The sequence below is a fragment of the Vibrio sp. D3 genome, assembly GCF_043995865.1.
In the GTDB taxonomy this organism is placed as follows: domain Bacteria; phylum Pseudomonadota; class Gammaproteobacteria; order Enterobacterales; family Vibrionaceae; genus Vibrio; species Vibrio diabolicus.
Map to the genome: position 1 here is coordinate 504997 of NZ_CP171887.1, position 19745 is coordinate 524741.

The following is a 19745-nucleotide window of genomic DNA, read 5'->3' on the forward strand; positions in this document are numbered from 1 at the left end:
ATGAAAAAAATCGCACCGTTGGCGTTGGTTATAGCATTGATGGCAGGTTGCAGTTCCGTTCCAAGTGTGAACTGGCAACAAAACAGTCAGATTACGATTAACCAGGTGAATGTCGAGCTCAAAAGTAACTTATGGGTGAACCTGATGCCGACCGTTGGTGAAGTACAAGAGCAAAGCATTCAAGGATCACTTTACCTTGAAGGAGACCAGTTACTCCCAGCCAACCTGACTGCCGAAGCGCTTATCATCAAGCAAGGAGAGAAAGAGTGGTGGGTGGATGAAGACTCTTTAGAAACTCGAACTCATAGTGAGAGCCAATGGGAAGTAGCCTTCACGTCTCAGGTAGACGCGGACACAGAAAAATCGGTTGATATCGCGGTACTTTTAGACGACGCAGGTAAACAGCGCTGGTTAGTGGAAAAGTACGTGAAGATTAACAAGGTTTATTAGATTCAGTGATTATCCGCTAATTGCTAAACCCAAAATAAAAGGGCTTGCTCAATGAGCAAGCCCTTTGCGTATTAGCGATTCAATTAGTCTTCTAGATCGCCACAGAAGCGGTAACCTTCGCCGTGGATAGTCGCGATGATTTCAGGAGTACCTGAAACAGACTCAAAGTGTTTACGAATACGACGAATCGTTACGTCTACAGTACGGTCATGCGGCTTAAGTTCACGGCCAGTCATCTTCTTAAGAAGATCGGCACGAGTTTGAATCTTACCTGGGTTCTCACAGAAGTGCAGTAGAGCTCGGAACTCAGAGCGAGGGAGCTTGTAGCTATCACCAGCAGGGCTTACTAGAGAGCGACTGTTGATGTCCAGTACCCAACCATTGAATTCATACTTTTCTACTGAGCGCTTCTCTTCTTGCACCGCGTTAGAGCTCATTGAGCGGCTAAGTAGGTTGCGAGCACGAATAGTCAGTTCACGTGGGTTGAATGGTTTAGTGATGTAGTCATCTGCACCAATCTCAAGACCTAGGATCTTGTCCACTTCATTGTCACGGCCTGTCAGGAACATTAAAGCAATGTTCGCTTGTTCGCGTAGTTCACGCGCTAACAGAAGGCCATTCTTGCCTGGAAGATTAATGTCCATAATAACCAAGTTGACTGAGTTGTCAGACAACACTTGGTGCATCTCTTCACCGTCACTGGCTTCAAAAACAGCGTATCCCTCTGCTTCAAAAATACTCTTAAGAGTGTTACGAGTTACTTGCTCATCTTCAACGATAAGAATCTGCGGGGTTTGCATTGGCGGTACCTAAATTTGTGACAAAATTGTGCTAATAGAATAAATTCTAGGCAAAAATATAACATACAGGTAATGTGATTTTGATAATAAATCAAGTTGATCAAAAAAACACTTCTTTCAGTTATCCGCCCTCCATGGAATTTTGCCAACTCACCAGTATCCAATGGCGACGTTTATTCTAAAGGGCTTGTTTACCTTTCATTTCCTGCTTTCTGTGGGGCCTGAAACGTAAACACCCTAAGATATGGAGCGGATTTTATATTGTTAACAGCATGCTAACAATGCTCAAATGTTAATTCCATTCAGTTTGTTGATTTATATCAATTGATGAAATGTAACTGTTATTAATCGTTTAAGACTTATGATAGAAAAAAGTAATACGAACATAGACGCATCGTTATGGAATGCTTATTCAGAATCTTTTTTCAGATTCGAGGCCGAGTGGTGCGTTTCAAACTACGCTGTGATAACCGCTTGGAACCCATACAGTAATTTGCGGTCCAAAGAAGAGAACTGCATAAGCAATCAAGCATTAGAGACACTGCTACAGCACGTTAATTACGCGCCTATCACAGTAGGTGACAGCTCTTTTACATGGTATGAGGAAAGCTTTGCCGTCGAGTTATCACCAGAGGCGGCGGTCGCATTGGCGAATGACTTTCAACAAAACGCGATTTACTACGTCATTGATGATCAACTTTACCTTATTGCGTGCTCACAGCCGAAAGTGTTGCATAAGTTAGGCTCCCTTAAGCCTCGACTCGTATAGGAAAGGATACTGCTCACCGAAGCACTGCTTGGGTGAGAAAATTCACGGAGGAAATATGAGAGACATTACACCCGATATTTGTGACCAATTTGAAGACCAAGTTACCCTGCTTACTTTGCCACTGCAGAACTTTGGTCAACGCACCGCTTTTTACGGAGAAATTGTCACAGTGCGTTGTTATCACGACAACTCAAAAGTACGTGAAGTACTGGGCGAAGATGGAACGGGGAAAGTATTGATTGTTGACGGACATGGTTCGTGTCAGAAAGCATTGCTTGGCGATCAATTAGCAATACTCGGAATAGAAAATGGGTGGGAAGGCATTATTGTCTATGGTGCAATACGCGACGTAGCACAAATATCTCAGATGGACATTGGCGTGCAAGCACTTGGTACCAATCCGTTTAAGACAGAGAAGCGAGGTATGGGAGAGGTCAATGTGACCTTAACGATGCAAAACCAAATCGTGCAGCCGAAGCATTATGTGTACGCTGATTGGAATGGTGTGTTGATCTCAAAGCAAAAATTAGATTTCTAAAAACGAAAGCCTAAACCTACCTCAATACCTTGTTGCCAATCTTGGTAATCAAGAGTCGCGTGAAGATCCAGTTTATCGGTGATTTTTACGCGACTTGAGACTTCAGCTGCGAGGCTGCTGTCTTCTTGGCGAATACCTTCCGCAGTCTCATTCTTGTAAGAGCGAACCGTACTTTTTAGTGTGACACGATCATTGAAGTGATAGCTGATCCCACTCAAAAAACCGCTTTGGTTTTGGGTTGTAGAGTTGTTGACTCGTGCACCGACGTAAACGTCTACTGAGTCAAAGAGTTCGTACGCATAACCCGTGTCGATATTCCAAACATCGAAACTGTCAGATTGATAGCTGTCGCTGGAAATAAATAGTTTATGAGGAGAAGGGGATGTTTTGCCTGGAAGAGGCGGAAGCTCGTTTGCTAGACAAACGCCAGGCACAAAAAACAGCAACAGAAAAAGCCCTCTTTTCATGCTCACCACTCCTTGTGTCAACTTTTTTATTAGTATGTGCCCAAAGCTTCTCACTATTAAAGCATAGAATATGAAAGCTAGCTCACCTATTTTCTAAATAATTCGATCCTGTGAACATAGGTCACAGTTAAGTTGTTGTTAAGTGTCAACAACTCCCTTTCATAATTTGATCTTACGCTTTATGACGAAGATCAGACTAGTTATGGAGTAAAAAGTGAGACTGATGACGATGGGATGAGCCCCCTACAAAAATAAGCGACAGATTTCCTAACGAGCAATAACATCCAATTAGCGTTAAATATCAATAAGATTGCTTAGCAGAAATCGCTGTAAGACTGAAAAACAAACAATTTTTTGTTGACTATGAATCGGAAACTCGGTAAACGTAGAGTTAAGCAAACACAATTAACGTTGAATATTTATTTATGCCATCTAACAGCCTAGTAGTAATGACCACGACCATTATTATTACCGACACGACACATGTTGGGGCAGGCTGCTGAGCGAAAGAAATTCACAAAAAAGGCCTGTATCCAACAAGATACAGGCCTTTTTTTATGCTTTTTTATCCAGAATTTAGACAAGTTTGAGAAGATATACCGGAGGAAGGGATGCGAGTATTGAAGTTTGGCGGTTCATCACTAGCTGATGCAGATCGCTTTTTAAGAGCGGCAGACATCATTGCCAATAACGCTCAACAAGAAGAAGTGGCGGTTGTTCTTTCAGCCCCAGGTAAAACAACAAATAAGTTGGTTGCGGTCATTGAAGGCGCGTTGCGCAATGGTGAAGCAGAGCTGCAAATCAAAGAGTTGGATGAATCGTTTAAAACGCTATTCACTCAAATCCAAGCAGTACTACCCAATATTGATGGTTCAGCTTTCGATAACCAAGTGAAAACCTCGCTATCTCAATTACGTCAATTTGTTCACGGCATCAATCTATTAGGTATGTGCCCAAACAACGTAAATGCACGCATTATCAGTAAAGGTGAGCGTGTTTCCATTCAGTTGATGAAAGCCGTCTTGGAGGCGAAGGGACAACAAGCGAGCTTGATCGATCCTGTCGAGTATCTGTATGCCCAAGGTGATCATCTTGAAGCTATGGTTGATGTGGATATTTCAACGCAAAACTTCCGTCAAAACCCCCTTCCTCAGGGCCACGTGAACATTATGCCGGGCTTTACAGCTGGCAACGAAAAAGGAGAGCTTGTCACGCTGGGTCGTAATGGCTCTGACTACTCGGCAGCGGTTCTTGCAGCTTGTTTACGCGCAGACTGCTGTGAAATCTGGACCGACGTTGATGGTGTATACAACTGTGACCCACGTTTAGTCGAAGATGCTCGCCTACTTAAATCACTAAGCTACCAAGAAGCGATGGAGCTTTCTTATTTTGGTGCTTCCGTTCTGCACCCGAAAACCATCGCCCCTATTGCTCAATTCCACATTCCATGTCTGATCAAAAACAGCTTTAACCCTCAAGGTGCAGGTACTCTTATCGGCCAAGATACTGGTGAAGATAATCTTGCGATCAAAGGTATTACAACACTTAACGACCTAACCATGGTTAACGTATCAGGCCCTGGTATGAAAGGCATGGTAGGCATGGCGAGCCGTGTATTCGGTGCGATGTCGTCTGCTGGTGTATCTATTGTTCTGATCACTCAGTCTTCTTCTGAATACAGCATCAGCTTCTGTATTGAGGCTGAAGATAAAGCGAAAGCGCAGCAAGTGCTGGCAGATGCGTTCGAGCTAGAACTCAAAGATAGCTTACTAGAACCGGTTGAGTTTATTGATAATGTTTCAATCATTACGCTTGTTGGTGATGGTATGCGCACATCGCGCGGTGTGGCTTCTCGCTTCTTCTCTTCTCTTGCTGAAGTGAACGTGAACATCGTGGCGATAGCACAAGGCTCATCAGAACGTGCGATTTCTGCCGTTATTCCAGAAGACAAAATTTCTGAGGCGATCAAAGCGTGTCACGAAAACCTATTCAACTCGAAACACTTCCTAGATGTGTTCGTTGTTGGTGTCGGTGGTGTGGGTGGCGAACTGGTGGATCAGATCGAACGCCAACAAGTCAAACTTGCTGAGAAAGGCATTGTGATTCGAGTTTGTGGCTTAGCAAACAGCAAAGGTCTTTTGCTTGATAGCGAAGGCTTACCGCTCGAGCACTGGCGTGATCGTATGTCGGCAGCCACAGAAGAGTTCAGCCTAGCGCGTCTGATTTCTTTGGTACAACGCAATCATATTATCAACCCAGTATTGGTTGATTGTACCTCCAGTGAAGACATTGCTAAACAATACGCCGACTTCCTAGCGGCAGGTTTTCATGTTGTAACACCAAACAAAAAAGCAAACACAGCAAGCATGGCGTACTACCATCAGCTTCGCGATGTGGCTCGTAGCTCCCGTCGTAAATTGATGTATGAAACAACCGTAGGTGCAGGCCTACCGGTTATTGAAAACTTGCAAAACCTAATTTCTGCAGGCGATGAACTGGAGCGCTTCAGCGGTATTCTTTCGGGTTCTCTTTCTTATATCTTCGGTAAGTTAGATGAAGGAATGAGCTTAAGTGAAGCGACGAATATCGCAAAAGAAAATGGCTTTACTGAACCAGATCCTCGTGATGATCTGTCTGGTATGGATGTCGCGCGTAAGTTGTTGATCCTAGCTCGTGAAGCGGGCATGTCACTAGAGCTTGAAGATGTTGTTGTTGACCAAGCGCTACCGCCAGGTTTTGATGATTCAGGTAGTGTTGATGAGTTTATGGCGCGTCTCCCAGAAGCGGACGCCTACTTCAAAGAGTTATCAGCTAAAGCAGCAAAAGAAGGCAAAGTACTGCGTTACGTTGGTGAAATTAACGAGGGCAAGTGCACAGTAAGCATTGCTGCGGTGGATGAAAACGATCCGATGTATAAAATCAAAGACGGTGAAAACGCACTGGCATTTTACAGCCGTTACTACCAGCCAATCCCACTTGTGTTGCGTGGCTATGGCGCAGGTACTGAGGTAACTGCTGCGGGTGTATTCTCTGACGTGATGCGTACTTTAGGTTGGAAACTAGGGGTATAACAAGAATGAGTTCAAGTGATATGGATGTAGTGGTTTATGCCCCAGCATCAATTGGTAATGTAAGTGTTGGTTTTGATGTGTTGGGGGCGGCGGTGTCCCCAGTGGATGGGACCTTGCTAGGTGACAGAGTGCAAGTTAAGGCAGGGACTGAACCGTTCAGTCTGAAAACTGCGGGTAATTTTGTCTCTAAGTTGCCTACAGAGCCAAAAGAAAACATCGTTTACGATTGTTGGCTGGTGTTTTCTCGCGAGCTAGATAAAAAAGGTGTTGAGCTAAAACCACTTGAAATGACGCTAGAAAAGAACATGCCAATCGGCTCAGGTTTAGGCTCAAGTGCATGTTCTATCGTGGCGGCGCTGGATGCCTTAAACCGATTCCATGGTCAACCGCTGAATGAGACTGAGCTGCTAGCACTGATGGGGGAAATGGAAGGCAAAATCTCTGGTGGTATTCACTACGATAACGTCGCGCCGTGTTACCTTGGTGGTGTCCAGTTGATGCTTGAAGAGCTTGGTATCATCAGTCAAGAAGTGCCTTGTTTTGATGATTGGTACTGGGTTATGGCGTATCCGGGAATCAAAGTATCAACAGCAGAAGCGCGTGAGATCCTACCATCTCAATACCGCCGACAAGATATCATCGCTCATGGTCGTCACCTTGCGGGCTTTATTCATGCGTGTCATTCTGGTCAGCCAGAGCTAGCTGCAAAAATGATCAGAGACGTGATCGCAGAACCGTATCGTGAGAAACTGCTTCCGGGCTTTGCGAATGCACGTCAATACGCTGCATCAGCAGGTGCGTTAGCAACCGGTATTTCTGGCAGTGGTCCAACACTGTTCAGTATTTGCAAAGAGAAAGATGTCGCTGAGCGAGTTGCTCGCTGGTTAGAACAGAACTACGTACAAAACGAAGAAGGATTCGTCCACGTTTGTCGTCTAGATAAGCAGGGTTCGAAAGTAACAGGAAGTGAGCTATGAAGCTTTACAATATAAAAGAAAATGATGAACAAGTTTCCTTTGGCCAAGCCGTTCGCCAAGGGTTAGGCCGTAACCAAGGTCTATTTTTCCCATCGGAATTACCAAAGTTTGAAGACGTTGATGCGCTACTGGCAGAAGACTTTGTTTCTCGTAGCACTAAGATTTTATCAGCGTTTATCGGTGATGAGCTGGCGGAAGAGCAAGTCAACGCGCTTGTGGACGCAGCGTTCCAATTCCCTGCGCCAATCAATCAAGTCAAAGACGGTGTTTACGCGTTAGAGCTTTTCCATGGTCCAACGCTGGCATTTAAAGATTTTGGCGGTCGCTTTATGGCGCAATCTCTTGCGGCGGTATCGGACGGTGGCAAGATCACCATTCTGACTGCGACTTCTGGCGATACTGGCGCAGCCGTTGCGCACGCTTTCTATGGTATGGAAGACATCAACGTTGTGATTCTTTACCCGAAAGGCAAGATTAGCCCACTGCAAGAGAAGCTATTCTGTACGCTAGGCAAGAACATTCACACTGTCGCGATCGATGGCGACTTCGATGCGTGCCAGGCACTGGTTAAGCAAGCTTTCGATGATTCCGCACTGCGTGAAGAGATCGGCCTGAACTCTGCAAACTCAATCAACATCAGCCGTTTGATGGCGCAAATCTGTTACTACTTTGAAGCAGCCGCGCAAATGAGTAAGGAAGAGCGTGAAAACCTAGTAGTGTCTGTACCAAGTGGTAACTTTGGTAACCTAACTGCTGGTCTACTGGCAAAAGCGCTGGGTCTGCCGATCAAACGCTTTATCGCTGCAACTAACGCTAATGACACGGTTCCGCGCTACCTAGAAACAGGTAAGTGGGAGCCAAAACCAACGGTTGCAACGACATCGAACGCGATGGACGTGAGTCAACCGAACAACTGGCCGCGTATCGAAGAGCTCTGCCGAGTGAAAGAGTGGGGCCTAGAGACTCTAGGTAAAGGCGCGGTTTCAGATGAGCAAAGCGCACAATCTGTGAAAGACCTGTACTCATTGGGCTACCTATGTGAACCGCACGGTGCGATTGCTTACCGCGTTCTTGAAGAGCAACTGCAAGATGGTGAAACCGGTCTGTTCCTATGTACTGCGCACCCAGCGAAGTTCAAAGAAGTGGTGGATGACATTTTGCAATCTGACATCGAGCTTCCTGCACCGCTAGCGAAGCACGCGGCAATGGAACTGCTATCGGAAGAGCTAGACGCAGACTTTGATGCATTGAAACAAGTACTGCGCCGCGTACAGTAATTATTAAAATGATGAACGACGAAAGGTGAATGAGCAATCATTCGCCTTTTTTATTGTCGGTAAGTCTCGACTCTCTTTATGATTGAGAAACGAACTTAACTAAATGAGATGGAAATAGAAGCATGCATTTTTTGATTTTTCTAGGCTCAGTAAGGGACAGCACACCGCCACGACCAGCCCGCTTGGGCATGCGAGTGAGTAGAGCTTGTGAAACGTTGTTTAAGAATCAGTATTCGCAACATACCGTCGAAATCATTGACCCATTGAACTACGACTTTGACGACGTGTTTAAGCCTGAGTTTGCTTACCATCGCGCTAAAGTGCCAGCCCACTTGAGAGAACTGGCAGACAAAATTAAAAGTGCCGATGGGTACGTGATGGTCAGTCCGGAATATAACCATTCGATGAGTCCTGCCTTGGCTAATATGCTTAACCATTTTGGTAGTTCGCTGTTTTCTTATAAGCCAAGTGCTATCGTGACCTATTCTGCTGGACAATGGGGTGGTGTTCGAGCTGCAGTGTCGATGCGTACCTTCTTATCTGAACTTGGATGTTTACCTGTCTCGGCGATGATTCACATTCCGAAAGCGCAAGAAGTGTTTGACGAACAGGGTGTCGTTGCGGATGAATTGCAGCAGACGCAGTGGGACAGCTATATGAATCGCACAATACATCAACTCATTTGGTGGGCAGAAGGCGCTTCACAACAAAGAGAAAGGCTTGACCCAACCTCACTGGCTGAAGTGTTTAAGAAGGATCCGTCACAGAGAAATGCTCCGTAAAGGAACAGAACGGTTAGATGCATGGAAAAACAAAAAAAGCTTGGCCATTGAGACCAAGCTTTTTAAATGTGAGTAAGTCGATTTTATTGAGATTATAGCGTCTCAGTAAAAGTACGAGCGATGACATCACGTTGTTGCTCTGGAGTTAGCGAGTTGAAACGTACTGCGTAACCAGAAACACGGATTGTTAGCTGTGGGTATTTCTCTGGGTGTGCAACTGCATCTTCTAGTGTTTCGCGTTTAAGCACGTTCACGTTTAGGTGTTGACCGCCTTCGATGCGAGGAGCTGTTTCGATTGCTACTTCACGGCTTTCGTATTCACCTAGATCGCTGATTGCGATAACTTGGTCTGCTTCGTAGCCAGCAGTTGCAGCAACACAACGAGCTTCATTTTTTTCGCTATCTAATAGCCAGATAGAGTTTAGTAGGTCGTCGTTTGCCGCTTTTGTAATTTGGATACCTTGGATCATCACTATCTCCTAGACCACTTACGTGGTGATTATTGGTGTTAATTTTCGAATTTTCGTTGAGCTGAGTATTATATAGCTAATATCCACTATTTTAATATTGATTTAAGTCAAAAAACAACCAAAAACATTATTTTTATTAAGGTGATTTTGTTGAGTTAAATCAATAAAACCTTTGAAAACAAACTAATTACAATTTATTTGATAATATAAAAAATATTTAATAACTCATTTTATTGTAAATTTACTACAAATTGAGCTTAAAGTTTAAACTGATTAACGCAACTATCTGTATTTAGGTAGCAATACTGAAAGTCTAAAGTGATTAAATGACAAACATGAAAAACAAGCTTGGGAATAAACTCATTGGTGCACATGTCTCTGCTGCTGGTGGGGTCGACCAAGCGCCGTTGAGAGCTCGCGAAATTGGCGCGAATGCGTTCGCACTATTTACAAAAAACCAACGCCAGTGGGTGGCGAAGCCTTTAGAAGCAAAAACCATCAGTGCGTTTAAAGCGAACTGTAAAATGCTGGGTTTCGGCGCAGAACATATTCTTCCCCATGACTCTTATCTAATTAACTTAGGTGCACCAGAAGCGGATAAGTTGGATAAGTCACGCGCTGCATTCATCGATGAGATGGAGCGTTGTAATCAATTGGGTTTAACGTTGCTGAACTTTCACCCTGGGAGCCACTTAAAGAAAGTCTCGGAACAGGAGTGCTTAGCGACGATCGCAGAGTCGATCAATCTTGCGCACAAAGCGGTGCCGAATGTGATCGCGGTAATCGAGAATACGGCTGGTCAGGGTACAAACCTAGGTTGGAAGTTTGAGCACCTTGCTGAAATCATCGAGCAAGTGGAAGACAAAGAACGTGTTGGTGTATGTCTCGATACTTGCCACACGTTTACCGCCGGTTACGATCTGCGTACTAAAGAGGATTGTGAGCATACCTTTGCTGAATTCGACCGTATTGTTGGGATGCACTATTTAAGAGCAATGCATCTAAATGATTCAAAAGTTGAGTTTGCCAGCAAAGTGGATCGCCACCACTCATTAGGCAAAGGAGAGATCGGGTGGGATTGTTTTGAGTACATCGCGAAAGACCCTCGCTTTGATGGTATCCCTCTGATTTTAGAAACAATTGATCCGGACATCTGGCAGCAAGAAATCAACGCACTGCGTCAGTTTCATCTAGCGGCGATAGATAACCAATGATGTGATCACAGAGTTGGCACTTTTCTTTCTTAGTCACTTAAGTCAATTTGAATTAAGAAAGAAGGATGCCACTATGTCTCGACCACACTCTTTTGCTTCTTACGCATATAGCCGCCGCGTGCTTCGTTTGCCGATGCCTAATCGTCACATTACTGGACAGGGGCATTTTCGAACGCCACAGAAGCATTAGTCTTTTATTACTGTTCTCAAGTTCGTGGTAAGTTTTTGTTTGTTTGGGTTTCGCTCGTTAGAATAGAAGCAAAATTTAGGACAGGAACTTTCCATGAATCAGTCACCCACTTGGCACGATGTGATCGGCGAAGAGAAAAAACAGAGCTACTTTGTAGACACTTTGAATTTTGTAGAAGCAGAACGCGCCGCAGGCAAAGCGATTTTTCCGCCAGCGAAAGATGTCTTTAATGCGTTTCGTTTTACCGAGTTTAACGATGTTAAAGTAGTGATTCTGGGGCAGGACCCATACCATGGTCCAAATCAGGCGCATGGCTTGTGCTTTTCCGTTCTTCCTGGAATCAAAACGCCACCATCACTCGTTAATATGTATAAAGAGCTGGCTCAAGATATTGAAGGGTTCCAAATCCCTCAGCATGGATTCTTACAAAGCTGGGCAGAGCAAGGTGTATTGCTGCTCAATACGGTATTGACGGTTGAGCAAGGTAAAGCGCATTCACATTCAAAAACGGGGTGGGAAACGTTCACTGACCGAGTGATTGAAGCGATAAACCAGCATCAGGAAGGCGTGGTGTTTTTATTGTGGGGCTCTCACGCTCAGAAGAAAGGGCGCTTTATTGATCGCAATAAACATCATGTGTTAGCCGCACCACATCCATCACCACTCTCAGCACACCGAGGTTTTTTTGGTTGTAAGCATTTCTCTCAAGCAAACCAGTTACTTGCCTCGCAAGGGAAAGCACCAATCAACTGGCATTTGCCATTAACTGTATAAAAGAAGAGACAGCGATAATGCTGCCATTATCGCTGTTTTTTTGAGCACGCTCGAGGCTGATGGCAAATTTCTCATGTACACTTATTAAAAGTAGGTGTTAAGGAGAGACGCTATGATGATCGAAAGAATTCGACGCGAACACGGTTATATGGTTCGTCTGTTGGCGATACTGCGCCATAAACTTAATGAGATAAAAGAAGAACGTGCGATCAACTACGCATTAGTAAGCGAGATAGTTGATTACCTCTCTAATCATTCAGAAAAAGTTCACCATCCGAAAGAAGATATTCTCTATCACCACTTTCTTGAGCACTATGGTAAGCAACAGACCATGGAAAACTTAGAGAAAGAACACCAAGAGTTAGCAAGTAAAACCAAAGAGTTTGCTTCCTTGATAGAAATGATCCTGCAGGATGCTGTTGTGCCTCAAGACATGTTTGTGGCCCACCTAGAGGATTTCATTGAATCACAAAGACGCCACTTGGAGTTAGAGGAGCGAAAAATCCTGCCTCTCATTGAGGAGCTGTTCACTACCGAAGATTGGCAGCATGTTGAAAGCTTATGGAGCGTCAGCGAAGATGATCCAGTTTTTGGTGACACTATTGCCGATCGTTATAAACAGTTAGCTGAACGTGTGCGTCAAAGTGATGCTGAGTATGTTTAAGTGTGTGCGATAAAATCTGAGTGAGCGAAAGTATCACTCGGGTTTGTTAGCTGCATTTCTTATTTATTGAGAATTGGACGCAAATTTATCTTTTGCGCTTCTCAACCAAAAGACAGGAAAATTCCTATTGAGTAATAACGGTACTCATACTCAAATCCTGGCGCTTAAACTCAAGTCGTTTACCGTTACTGTAAACAAAAACAAAAGGCACCCTTAAGGTGCCTTTTGTTTGAATTAGAGTTTAATGTCTTCCAAGTTGTAGTCGGTACAGGCATCAAGTTCGCGTAGCTCTTTAAGCAAATTGCGCCTGTCGTTCATCTCTTCTATTTCACGCCACTTTCGCTTTACTGGTTTGGCACGAGATTTGGTTGTTGAGGTAGTATCCAGATTAAAAATGTCATCTAGTTGAAAGCCTTCCATAAGCCACCTTTACCTTTCTTAAGCTAAACTGTTGTAACCAGTCCTTGTGGAGTTTTTTAAGTACCACAATAGCCGTGAGAATAACCATGATATATTTCGCATTTGTGTCGGTAGCATGACATTTTCGTGCAAAAATATTCTCAAAATCACACTTTTCATGGCTATGTGATGGCTAAAAAATGCACAAACGATCTCAAGAAAACGATTAAATAGAGAGATTTTCAATGTTAATTCGATTTGGCGAGTGGGGGGACAGTGCAAAGGTCAAAGTTGCATAAAACTAGTTTGATGAAATAGTGTTCAATTAGATGGTAAGACACTAGAGCAAATTTATGTAACACCTTGTGAATACTAGCTTGGTCTTAATTATATGGCTCTCCGTTCTGTTTGGTGGGCGATAATTATTTATGTTGGCATTTGGTAATTGAAATGTTGCGGTTTATGGGTGTTAAGTCTTCCATTTATGTTATTTTTTGGTGACTTTATAGTGAAAAATAACAATGTTATTATCATGATTGCATATTGATTTTTGCGCTCCTAGGTTGCATTATCCGCCCGTCAAAAAATACGCTGGTACGTAAAATGGATGCATGAAGCGACGTTTACGATTCTAGATTGCCCATAAACATTACTTAAAAAGCTAAGCACACTTTGACACTTAGCAGGCAATTTGGTGGATGGCTTGGACGCATAGACCGGCGCAACTCACTTTGAGGTACACATGACAGACTTAATCAATTTGATGAACGATCTCCTTTGGGGTTCGATTCTGGTTTATCTTCTTGTTGGTGTTGGTATTTACTTCACCGTTCGATTAGGGTTCATTCAGTTCCGCCATTTCGGCCACATGTTCTCTGTTCTTAAGAACAGTCGTAAAGCAGACAAAGCTGGTATTTCTTCTTTCCAAGCGCTTTGTACTAGTCTTGCTGCACGTGTTGGTACAGGTAACATGGCGGGCGTTGCAGTTGCATTGACTGCAGGTGGTCCTGGTGCGATCTTCTGGATGTGGCTGATCGCAATGCTTGGTATGGCAACGTCGTTTGCAGAGAGTACTCTGGCGCAGCTATACAAAACCAAAGATGATGATGGCAACTACCGTGGTGGTCCTGCCTACTACATGGAAAAAGGCCTGGGCATGCGTTGGATGGGCGTATTGTTCTCAGTTTTCCTAATCATCGCTTTTGGTTTGGTATTCAACGCCGTACAAGCTAACTCAATTGCAAATGCAATGAGCACCGCATTTGGTTGGAGTGACCTGTACGTTGGTATCGCGGTTGTAGTACTGTCTGCGATTGTAATTTTCGGTGGTATCAAGCGTATCGCAAAAGTCGCAGAGATGATCGTTCCGATCATGGCGCTGCTTTACTTGGCTCTAGCACTGTTCATCATGTTCTCTAATCTAGAGAAGCTACCTGATGTATTAATGCTTATCTTTAAGAGTGCATTTGGTCTGCAAGAAGCGGCGGCTGGTGGTCTTGGCTACGCGATTGCACAGGCAATGATTAACGGTATTAAACGCGGTCTATTCTCGAACGAAGCGGGTATGGGTTCTGCGCCAAACGCGGCGGCTTCAGCAACGCCTTACCCACCACACCCTGCATCTCAAGGTTATGTTCAGATGCTAGGCGTGTTCATGGATACGATCGTTATCTGTTCTGCAACAGTGGCTATCATCCTGATGTCTGGTGAGTATGTCGGTCAAGCAACAGAAGTGACGGGTATCGAGCTAACTCAGCGTGCATTGAGCTCGCAAGTTGGTGATTGGGGTGGCATCTTTGTTGCCGTGGCAATCTTCTTCTTTGCATTTACATCAATCATCGCGAACTACTCGTACGCAGAAACGAACCTAATCTTCCTAGAGCACAACCACAAGGCGGGCCTAAGCATTTTCCGCGTTGTTGTTCTTGGTATGGTGATGTTTGGTGCACTTGCTTCGCTCCCAGTCGTATGGTCACTTGCTGATGTTTCGATGGGGCTGATGGCGATAGTCAACTTGGTGGCAATCATCTTGCTATCTGGCATCGTGATTAAGCTAGCAAAAGATTACAATCGCCAACTTGGTGAAGGTAAAGTACCAACGTTTGATGCGAATGACTTCCCTGAGCTGAAATCTCAGCTTGAAGAAGGCATTTGGTACAACAATAAAAAAGACTAAGTGAGTTATCACTCATAGTTGAAAGCTATTAGTACGATGTAAAAAGCCATGCAGACAATGCATGGCTTTTTTTGTACCCTATTAAAAAACAAAATTAGAGAAGGGAAAGTCATGCTTATCGTAGTTTCTCCAGCGAAGACTCTTGATTACGAGTCTCCGTTAGCGACAGAAAAATTTACTCAACCTGATTTAGTCGAATACTCAAAAGAGCTTATCGATGTTTGCCGCAAACTGACTCCTGCTGATGTTGCCTCTTTAATGAAAGTGAGCGACAAGATTGCCGATTTGAATGTCGGGCGATTTCAAGAGTGGAGTGAAACGTTTACCACAGAAAACTCACGACAAGCGATCCTAGCGTTTAAAGGTGATGTTTACACAGGACTAGACGCCGAAACCTTATCTGATGCGGACTTCGAGTATGCCCAAGATCATTTGCGCATGTTGTCTGGCCTCTATGGTTTACTAAAACCACTCGATTTGATGCAGCCATACCGTCTTGAGATGGGTACCAAGCTTGCAAACGACAAGGGCACAAACTTGTACCAGTTTTGGGGCAATGTGATTACGGATAAGCTTAACGAAGCGATTTCTGCTCAAGGTGATAATGTGCTTATCAACCTTGCATCAAATGAATACTTTAAAGCGGTGAAGCCAAAGAACTTAGATGCGCAAGTGATCACGCCAGTATTCAAAGATTGTAAGAATGGCCAATACAAGGTCATCAGCTTCTACGCGAAGAAAGCGCGCGGCATGATGGCGCGTTACATCATCGAAAACCGTATTGAGAGCGTGGCAGACCTGACTAAGTTTGATACGGCGGGTTACTACTTTGTTGAAGATGAATCGACACCAACAGAGTTAGTATTTAAACGCGAAGAGCAAAACTAAAACTGATTGAGACGTAGTCTACGTTAATCTCAATAAACACAAACGAAAAAGGGTTGGCAGTGCCAACCCTTTGTTATGTTTTAGCTTAGGCTATTTCGCCCCAACAAGATTACTTCTTCTTAGCGGTTTTCTTTTTCGCTGGCTTCTTCTTGTCTTCTTTTTTCTTTTTCTTCTTAAACACAGGTTTTTTGTGTTTCGGACGCATCTCTTTCACGAAACGCTCTTTGATGTCTTCTTTCACGTAACGTGCAACGCGATCCATCATTGGTTGGTCGTGTGCTTCTACGATTGAGATAGCATTACCTTTCTTACCCGCACGAGCCGTACGGCCAATACGGTGAAGGTAGACATCAGCCGTGCGTGGCATGTCGTAGTTAATAACGTGTGACACATCCGGAAGGTCGATACCACGCGCAGCAACGTCCGTTGCGAGCAGCACGTTTACAGTACCATCGCGGAAGCGAGAAATCGCATTGTTACGACGATCTTGAGGCATTTCACCTTGAATCCAAGAACATGGAATCTGTGCGCTCTCAAGCTGCGCTCGTAGCTCTGCCAAACGCTCACGTGTCTTCAAGAAGACAATGGTGCGCTCTGCTTGCTGAGTAATAATGTGTTTTAGTAATTCAAGCTTGTGTTCTGCATCATCAGCACGGTGGTACCACTGAGCAATCTTCTTACGTTCACGCAGTGGCGATTTTGCATCAATCTCTGCTGGGTCATTCAACAGATCAGCGGTAAAGCCCTCTACGCCTTTACCTTCTAAAGTTGCTGAGAACAGAAGGGTTTGTTTACGCCAGCGGCACTCGTTAGATAGACGATCGACAGTAGGAGCAAAACCCATGTCTAGCATACGGTCTGCTTCATCCAGAATTAACCATTCAATCGCACGGCAATCAAAACGCTCTGCATCAATGTATTCTTTTAAACGGCCAGGCGTTGCAACCACAATGTCTTGTGTTGTCGCAAGGATATCGGCGTGCTCTTGGTATTGAACACCACCTGTGATGGTGAAAATGTTCAGTTTAGTGTTTTTTGCCAAAGCTCGTGCTTGATCAGCGATTTGCATCGCCAATTCGCGCGTCGGCGTTAGGATTAAAATACGCGCAGGTCCAGGCTTGCGACGAGGGAAGTCTTGCAAGTATTGCAATGCTGGCAGAACGAAGGCTGCCGTTTTACCAGTACCTGTTGGCGCTGACGCTAAAATGTCACGACCATCCAACGCTTGTGGAATCGCTTCTGCCTGAATTTTTGTTGGGCGTTCGTAACCCATCTCTTCAATGGCTTCAAGTAGGTTTTGGTCTAGATCAAGTTCAGCAAAGGTTCTGATCACAATGAGTTCTCCACAAGCAAAGCTTGGTTAATGGTTCGCCACAACAGCATAGAATACAAAAAGGTCGCACATTATAAAGTGATTGGTGATAAGGATCACATGTTATTTCACATCTTAAGATAAAACTCGCGGGTTAATTGGACGAAATCGTCACTGTAGCCGTCATGCGAATGAATTATTAAATGTGATTCTTGAGTATCGCAAGGCTGCTTCGCCAGTTCAAATAACAGTCGATGTACTGGTTTCTTTTCTGATGGTTGCACACGACAGATCCTCGATAGATACCAGCCTTGGTTTAATGCTAGCTCAATGAACTGCTCGCCTTCGGTGATTGGCAACACAAAACTAGCCCTCCCTTCGTCATCAAGCAAATGATAGCAACGCTGCAGCAATACGTTATGGCCTAGTGTATCAGTATGCCTCGCGGTTGCACGTTGGCTGTGTTTCGATTGTTCGCCGCTGTTGAAGTAGGGCGGATTACAAATGATGCGTTGGAATGGATGTGTCGGCGTAAAGTGCAGTATGTCGATGTGATGCACACTTACACGATCTGACCAAGGCGACTGAACTACATTTTTTTGCGCAGCTTCAATGGCTGTTAATTCAATATCGACCGCGGTTATTTGAGCTTCTGTAAAGCGTTGGGCACACATCAGGGCAAGCAACCCGGTGCCAGTGCCAATATCGAGAATTTGAGCGTTGTTCGGGCTTTGAATCCAAGCACCAAGCATGACCCCATCAGTGCTGACGGGCATACCACTCTCGCCGCCCTCAATACAAAATTGCTTAAAATTGAAGCCTTTAGTTTTCAGTTTTTTGCTCTTCATGATTGTTTTATGTTTGCTCAATAATTAAGTGAATTTCTCTATTGTTTCTTAATTGTATAGATTGTTGTTTTGTTGGTTATTAAATTGTATGGTTAATTGATCGAGATAAAGAACTGGTCTGTTATTTAGATCTGGTTATATTCACTGCTTTTAAGTTTGAAAACTAAATTAATATGGTGTTTTTTTCTTAAAGGTTGCCAAATGATGAGTCTTTCGTCATTATGCGGCGAAAATTTTATAGATTGAACCACGTGTACTTATTGACTTTAGGTATACAAAAAGTGGTCTAAGCATACACAACATTCATTAATTAAAAGACAAGGGTTATCTGTGAAGCAGACGTTAAAACTAACAGATATTATCGCAGTGGGCTTTATGCTATTTGCGTTCTTTTTAGGTGCGGGCAATATCATCTTTCCACCTCTAGCGGGTCAGCTAGCCGGTGAAAACTTAATGCCAGCGATGTTTGGTTTCTTGCTAACAGCGGTAGGTCTACCTCTTATTACTATCGTTGCTATTGCTGTTGCTGGTGGTTCTTGGGATCACTTAACGCAAGACCTTCCGAAAAAAGCAGCGGTTATTATGGCTGCGTTGATCTTCATCATCATCGGTCCTGCGTTTGCTGCGCCTCGTACTGGCCTAGTGGCTTACGAGATGGCGGTGAAACCTTTCTTCCTTGAAGCGTCACAAACGCATCTCACTGCATTTTCAGTGATCTTCTTTATTGCGGCGATGATGTTCTCATGGTTCCAAGGCCGTCTTATCGACTTGATTGGTAAAGTGCTGACTCCAGCGCTGTTTGTCGGTTTGATCATTCTTGCTGTCGCGGTATTTATTGATCCTCAAGGTGACATGCTGGGCGCGCACGGTGAGTACTTAACGCAACCACTGACCAAAGGCTTCCTAGAAGGCTACAACACAATGGATACGTTCGCGTCATTGATGTTTGGCATGCTGATGGTTGATGCACTGCGCGGTAAAGGCATTACTGAGCGTTCTGCAACGACTAAATATCTGATCTATGCAGGTTGTATTGCCGCTGCTGGTCTTGCGTTTGTTTACATCTCACTATTCTACTTGGGCGCGACGAGTGCAACTGTTGCTGCTGGTGCAGATAACGGTGGTCTGGTACTTAGCCAATACGTTCAAGCGCTGTTTGGTCCATACGGTCAAATCGTTCTGTCTGTCATTGTATTACTAGCGTGTTTGACAACGGCTATTGGCTTGATTTCTGCGTGTTCAGACTTCTTCAGCTCGAAAACGCCACTGTCATACAAGCAATGGGTACTGATTAACGGGTCTGTTTGTGCGTTGGTTGCGAATGTCGGCCTTGCACAACTGATTTCTCTGTCAGTGCCAGTATTGTTTGCGCTGTACCCTGTGGCGATTGCGTTGGTTGCACTAACATTTGTACGCAGCAAACTGCCAAATCCACGTTTTGCTTACCGCGCGGTACTGCTTGTATCTCTGCTGTTTGCGTTGGTTGATGCGGCAAAAGTATCGGGTGTTGATGTTTCTGCGTTTAACATGTTGCCACTATTCGAAGTGGGCATGGGTTGGGTGCTTCCAACATTTGCGGCTATTGTGTGTATGTTCTTCATCGCGAAACCTCGTCCAGAGCTAGCACAAGAAACAGCGTAATAACTTCTCACTATCAAGATATTAAAAAGCCCGATGAA

Annotated in this window: 20 protein-coding genes and 1 other annotated feature; of the genes, 14 read left to right on the forward strand and 6 right to left on the reverse strand. The window is 44.3% G+C overall.

Going from position 1 to position 19745, the window contains the following annotated elements; all coding sequences use genetic code 11:
* Positions 1-450 (forward strand): hypothetical protein, encoded by a 450-nt coding sequence (locus tag ACHFJ9_RS10360; RefSeq protein ID WP_006742686.1) that lies wholly within the window; start codon positions 1-3, stop codon positions 448-450.
* Positions 451-533: 83 nt separating this feature from the next.
* Here ACHFJ9_RS10360 and arcA read toward each other — a convergent pair whose 3' ends face one another.
* Positions 534-1250: a two-component system response regulator ArcA gene (arcA, locus tag ACHFJ9_RS10365; protein WP_005381824.1), complete on the reverse strand. Its 717-nt coding sequence runs from the start codon at positions 1248-1250 to the stop codon at positions 534-536.
* Positions 1251-1611: 361 nt separating this feature from the next.
* Between arcA and ACHFJ9_RS10370 the strand changes: the two genes are divergently transcribed.
* Complete coding sequence (locus tag ACHFJ9_RS10370) at positions 1612-2019, forward strand: DUF3293 domain-containing protein (RefSeq protein ID WP_031780532.1); 408 nt, start codon at positions 1612-1614, stop codon at positions 2017-2019.
* A 55-nt stretch (positions 2020-2074) separates the two neighbouring features.
* Positions 2075-2557, forward strand: coding sequence for a putative 4-hydroxy-4-methyl-2-oxoglutarate aldolase (locus ACHFJ9_RS10375; protein WP_005396309.1), 483 nt, complete (start codon positions 2075-2077; stop codon positions 2555-2557).
* Here ACHFJ9_RS10375 and ACHFJ9_RS10380 read toward each other — a convergent pair.
* Positions 2554-3024 carry a ribonuclease regulator gene (locus tag ACHFJ9_RS10380; RefSeq protein WP_395356751.1) on the reverse strand — a complete coding sequence of 157 codons (471 nt, stop codon included), beginning with the start codon at positions 3022-3024 and terminating at the stop codon, positions 2554-2556. The two genes, ACHFJ9_RS10375 and ACHFJ9_RS10380, sit on opposite strands and share 4 nt — an antisense overlap.
* 438 nt (positions 3025-3462) lie before the next feature.
* Positions 3463-3582 (forward strand) — a sequence feature (Thr leader region).
* Here ACHFJ9_RS10380 and ACHFJ9_RS10385 point away from each other — a divergent pair.
* From ACHFJ9_RS10385 to ACHFJ9_RS10405, 5 genes are all read left to right on the forward strand, one after another.
* On the forward strand, positions 3474-3527 hold the full coding sequence (locus tag ACHFJ9_RS10385) for a hypothetical protein (protein WP_229601119.1): 54 nt from the start codon (positions 3474-3476) through the stop codon (positions 3525-3527). Its footprint overlaps the feature before it by 54 nt.
* Positions 3583-3635: 53 nt before the next feature.
* The gene (gene thrA, locus ACHFJ9_RS10390) at positions 3636-6095 is read left to right on the forward strand and encodes a bifunctional aspartate kinase/homoserine dehydrogenase I (protein ID WP_258670638.1); all 2460 of its coding nucleotides are present in this window, start codon (positions 3636-3638) and stop codon (positions 6093-6095) included.
* A 20-nt stretch (positions 6096-6115) separates the two neighbouring features.
* The gene (gene thrB / locus ACHFJ9_RS10395) at positions 6116-7072 is read left to right on the forward strand and encodes a homoserine kinase (protein ID WP_395357425.1); all 957 of its coding nucleotides are present in this window, start codon (positions 6116-6118) and stop codon (positions 7070-7072) included.
* Complete coding sequence (gene thrC / locus ACHFJ9_RS10400) at positions 7069-8349, forward strand: threonine synthase (RefSeq protein WP_047009100.1); 1281 nt, start codon at positions 7069-7071, stop codon at positions 8347-8349. The genes thrB and thrC overlap by 4 nt, the downstream gene beginning before the upstream one ends.
* A 122-nt stretch (positions 8350-8471) precedes the next feature.
* Entirely contained in the window at positions 8472-9131 is a 660-nt protein-coding gene (locus ACHFJ9_RS10405) for an NADPH-dependent FMN reductase (protein WP_046873970.1), read from the forward strand.
* 92 nt (positions 9132-9223) lie between these two features.
* On the opposite strand, the gene grcA is transcribed toward ACHFJ9_RS10405, so the two are convergent.
* Entirely contained in the window at positions 9224-9601 is a 378-nt protein-coding gene (gene grcA / locus ACHFJ9_RS10410) for an autonomous glycyl radical cofactor GrcA (protein WP_005381814.1), read from the reverse strand.
* A gap of 326 nt (positions 9602-9927) precedes the next feature.
* Here grcA and nfo point away from each other — a divergent pair, with 326 nt between their 5' ends.
* From nfo to ACHFJ9_RS10425, 3 genes are all read left to right on the forward strand, one after another.
* Entirely contained in the window at positions 9928-10815 is an 888-nt protein-coding gene (gene nfo, locus ACHFJ9_RS10415; protein WP_109168794.1) for a deoxyribonuclease IV, read from the forward strand.
* Positions 10816-11098: 283 nt separating this feature from the next.
* Positions 11099-11779: a uracil-DNA glycosylase gene (gene ung / locus ACHFJ9_RS10420; RefSeq protein ID WP_005396298.1), complete on the forward strand. Its 681-nt coding sequence runs from the start codon at positions 11099-11101 to the stop codon at positions 11777-11779.
* A gap of 112 nt (positions 11780-11891) precedes the next feature.
* Positions 11892-12443 (forward strand): hemerythrin domain-containing protein, encoded by a 552-nt coding sequence (locus tag ACHFJ9_RS10425; protein ID WP_005396296.1) that lies wholly within the window; start codon positions 11892-11894, stop codon positions 12441-12443.
* Positions 12444-12677: 234 nt separating this feature from the next.
* On the opposite strand, the gene ACHFJ9_RS10430 is transcribed toward ACHFJ9_RS10425, so the two are convergent.
* The gene (locus ACHFJ9_RS10430; RefSeq protein ID WP_005396294.1) at positions 12678-12863 is read right to left on the reverse strand and encodes a DUF3545 family protein; all 186 of its coding nucleotides are present in this window, start codon (positions 12861-12863) and stop codon (positions 12678-12680) included.
* Positions 12864-13584: 721 nt separating this feature from the next.
* On the opposite strand from ACHFJ9_RS10430, the gene ACHFJ9_RS10435 reads away from it, so the two are divergent.
* Positions 13585-15018, forward strand: coding sequence for an alanine/glycine:cation symporter family protein (locus ACHFJ9_RS10435; protein WP_395356756.1), 1434 nt, complete (start codon positions 13585-13587; stop codon positions 15016-15018).
* 111 nt (positions 15019-15129) lie between these two features.
* The gene (gene yaaA / locus ACHFJ9_RS10440) at positions 15130-15906 is read left to right on the forward strand and encodes a peroxide stress protein YaaA (RefSeq protein ID WP_395356758.1); all 777 of its coding nucleotides are present in this window, start codon (positions 15130-15132) and stop codon (positions 15904-15906) included.
* 109 nt (positions 15907-16015) lie between these two features.
* On the opposite strand, the gene srmB is transcribed toward yaaA, so the two are convergent.
* Together srmB and ACHFJ9_RS10450 are read right to left on the reverse strand one after the other, a co-directional pair.
* Complete coding sequence (gene srmB, locus ACHFJ9_RS10445) at positions 16016-17239, reverse strand: ATP-dependent RNA helicase SrmB (RefSeq protein ID WP_005396291.1); 1224 nt, start codon at positions 17237-17239, stop codon at positions 16016-16018.
* A gap of 107 nt (positions 17240-17346) precedes the next feature.
* The gene (locus tag ACHFJ9_RS10450; RefSeq protein ID WP_395356760.1) at positions 17347-18066 is read right to left on the reverse strand and encodes a tRNA1(Val) (adenine(37)-N6)-methyltransferase; all 720 of its coding nucleotides are present in this window, start codon (positions 18064-18066) and stop codon (positions 17347-17349) included.
* A 330-nt stretch (positions 18067-18396) separates the two neighbouring features.
* Here ACHFJ9_RS10450 and brnQ point away from each other — a divergent pair, with 330 nt between their 5' ends.
* On the forward strand, positions 18397-19707 hold the full coding sequence (brnQ, locus tag ACHFJ9_RS10455; RefSeq protein WP_006742676.1) for a branched-chain amino acid transport system II carrier protein: 1311 nt from the start codon (positions 18397-18399) through the stop codon (positions 19705-19707).
* Positions 19708-19745 lie beyond the last annotated feature (38 nt).

Coding starts and splice junctions, on each gene's coding strand:
- ACHFJ9_RS10360 (WP_006742686.1), top strand. CDS start 1: ATGAAAAAAATCGCACCGTTGGCGTTGGTTATAGCATTGATGGCAGGT.
- arcA (WP_005381824.1), bottom strand. CDS start 1,250: ATGCAAACCCCGCAGATTCTTATCGTTGAAGATGAGCAAGTAACTCGT.
- ACHFJ9_RS10370 (WP_031780532.1), top strand. CDS start 1,612: ATGATAGAAAAAAGTAATACGAACATAGACGCATCGTTATGGAATGCT.
- ACHFJ9_RS10375 (WP_005396309.1), top strand. CDS start 2,075: ATGAGAGACATTACACCCGATATTTGTGACCAATTTGAAGACCAAGTT.
- ACHFJ9_RS10380 (WP_395356751.1), bottom strand. CDS start 3,024: ATGAAAAGAGGGCTTTTTCTGTTGCTGTTTTTTGTGCCTGGCGTTTGT.
- thrA (WP_258670638.1), top strand. CDS start 3,636: ATGCGAGTATTGAAGTTTGGCGGTTCATCACTAGCTGATGCAGATCGC.
- thrB (WP_395357425.1), top strand. CDS start 6,116: ATGGATGTAGTGGTTTATGCCCCAGCATCAATTGGTAATGTAAGTGTT.
- thrC (WP_047009100.1), top strand. CDS start 7,069: ATGAAGCTTTACAATATAAAAGAAAATGATGAACAAGTTTCCTTTGGC.
- ACHFJ9_RS10405 (WP_046873970.1), top strand. CDS start 8,472: ATGCATTTTTTGATTTTTCTAGGCTCAGTAAGGGACAGCACACCGCCA.
- grcA (WP_005381814.1), bottom strand. CDS start 9,601: ATGATCCAAGGTATCCAAATTACAAAAGCGGCAAACGACGACCTACTA.
- nfo (WP_109168794.1), top strand. CDS start 9,928: ATGACAAACATGAAAAACAAGCTTGGGAATAAACTCATTGGTGCACAT.
- ung (WP_005396298.1), top strand. CDS start 11,099: ATGAATCAGTCACCCACTTGGCACGATGTGATCGGCGAAGAGAAAAAA.
- ACHFJ9_RS10425 (WP_005396296.1), top strand. CDS start 11,892: ATGATGATCGAAAGAATTCGACGCGAACACGGTTATATGGTTCGTCTG.
- ACHFJ9_RS10430 (WP_005396294.1), bottom strand. CDS start 12,863: ATGGAAGGCTTTCAACTAGATGACATTTTTAATCTGGATACTACCTCA.
- ACHFJ9_RS10435 (WP_395356756.1), top strand. CDS start 13,585: ATGACAGACTTAATCAATTTGATGAACGATCTCCTTTGGGGTTCGATT.
- yaaA (WP_395356758.1), top strand. CDS start 15,130: ATGCTTATCGTAGTTTCTCCAGCGAAGACTCTTGATTACGAGTCTCCG.
- ACHFJ9_RS10450 (WP_395356760.1), bottom strand. CDS start 18,066: ATGAAGAGCAAAAAACTGAAAACTAAAGGCTTCAATTTTAAGCAATTT.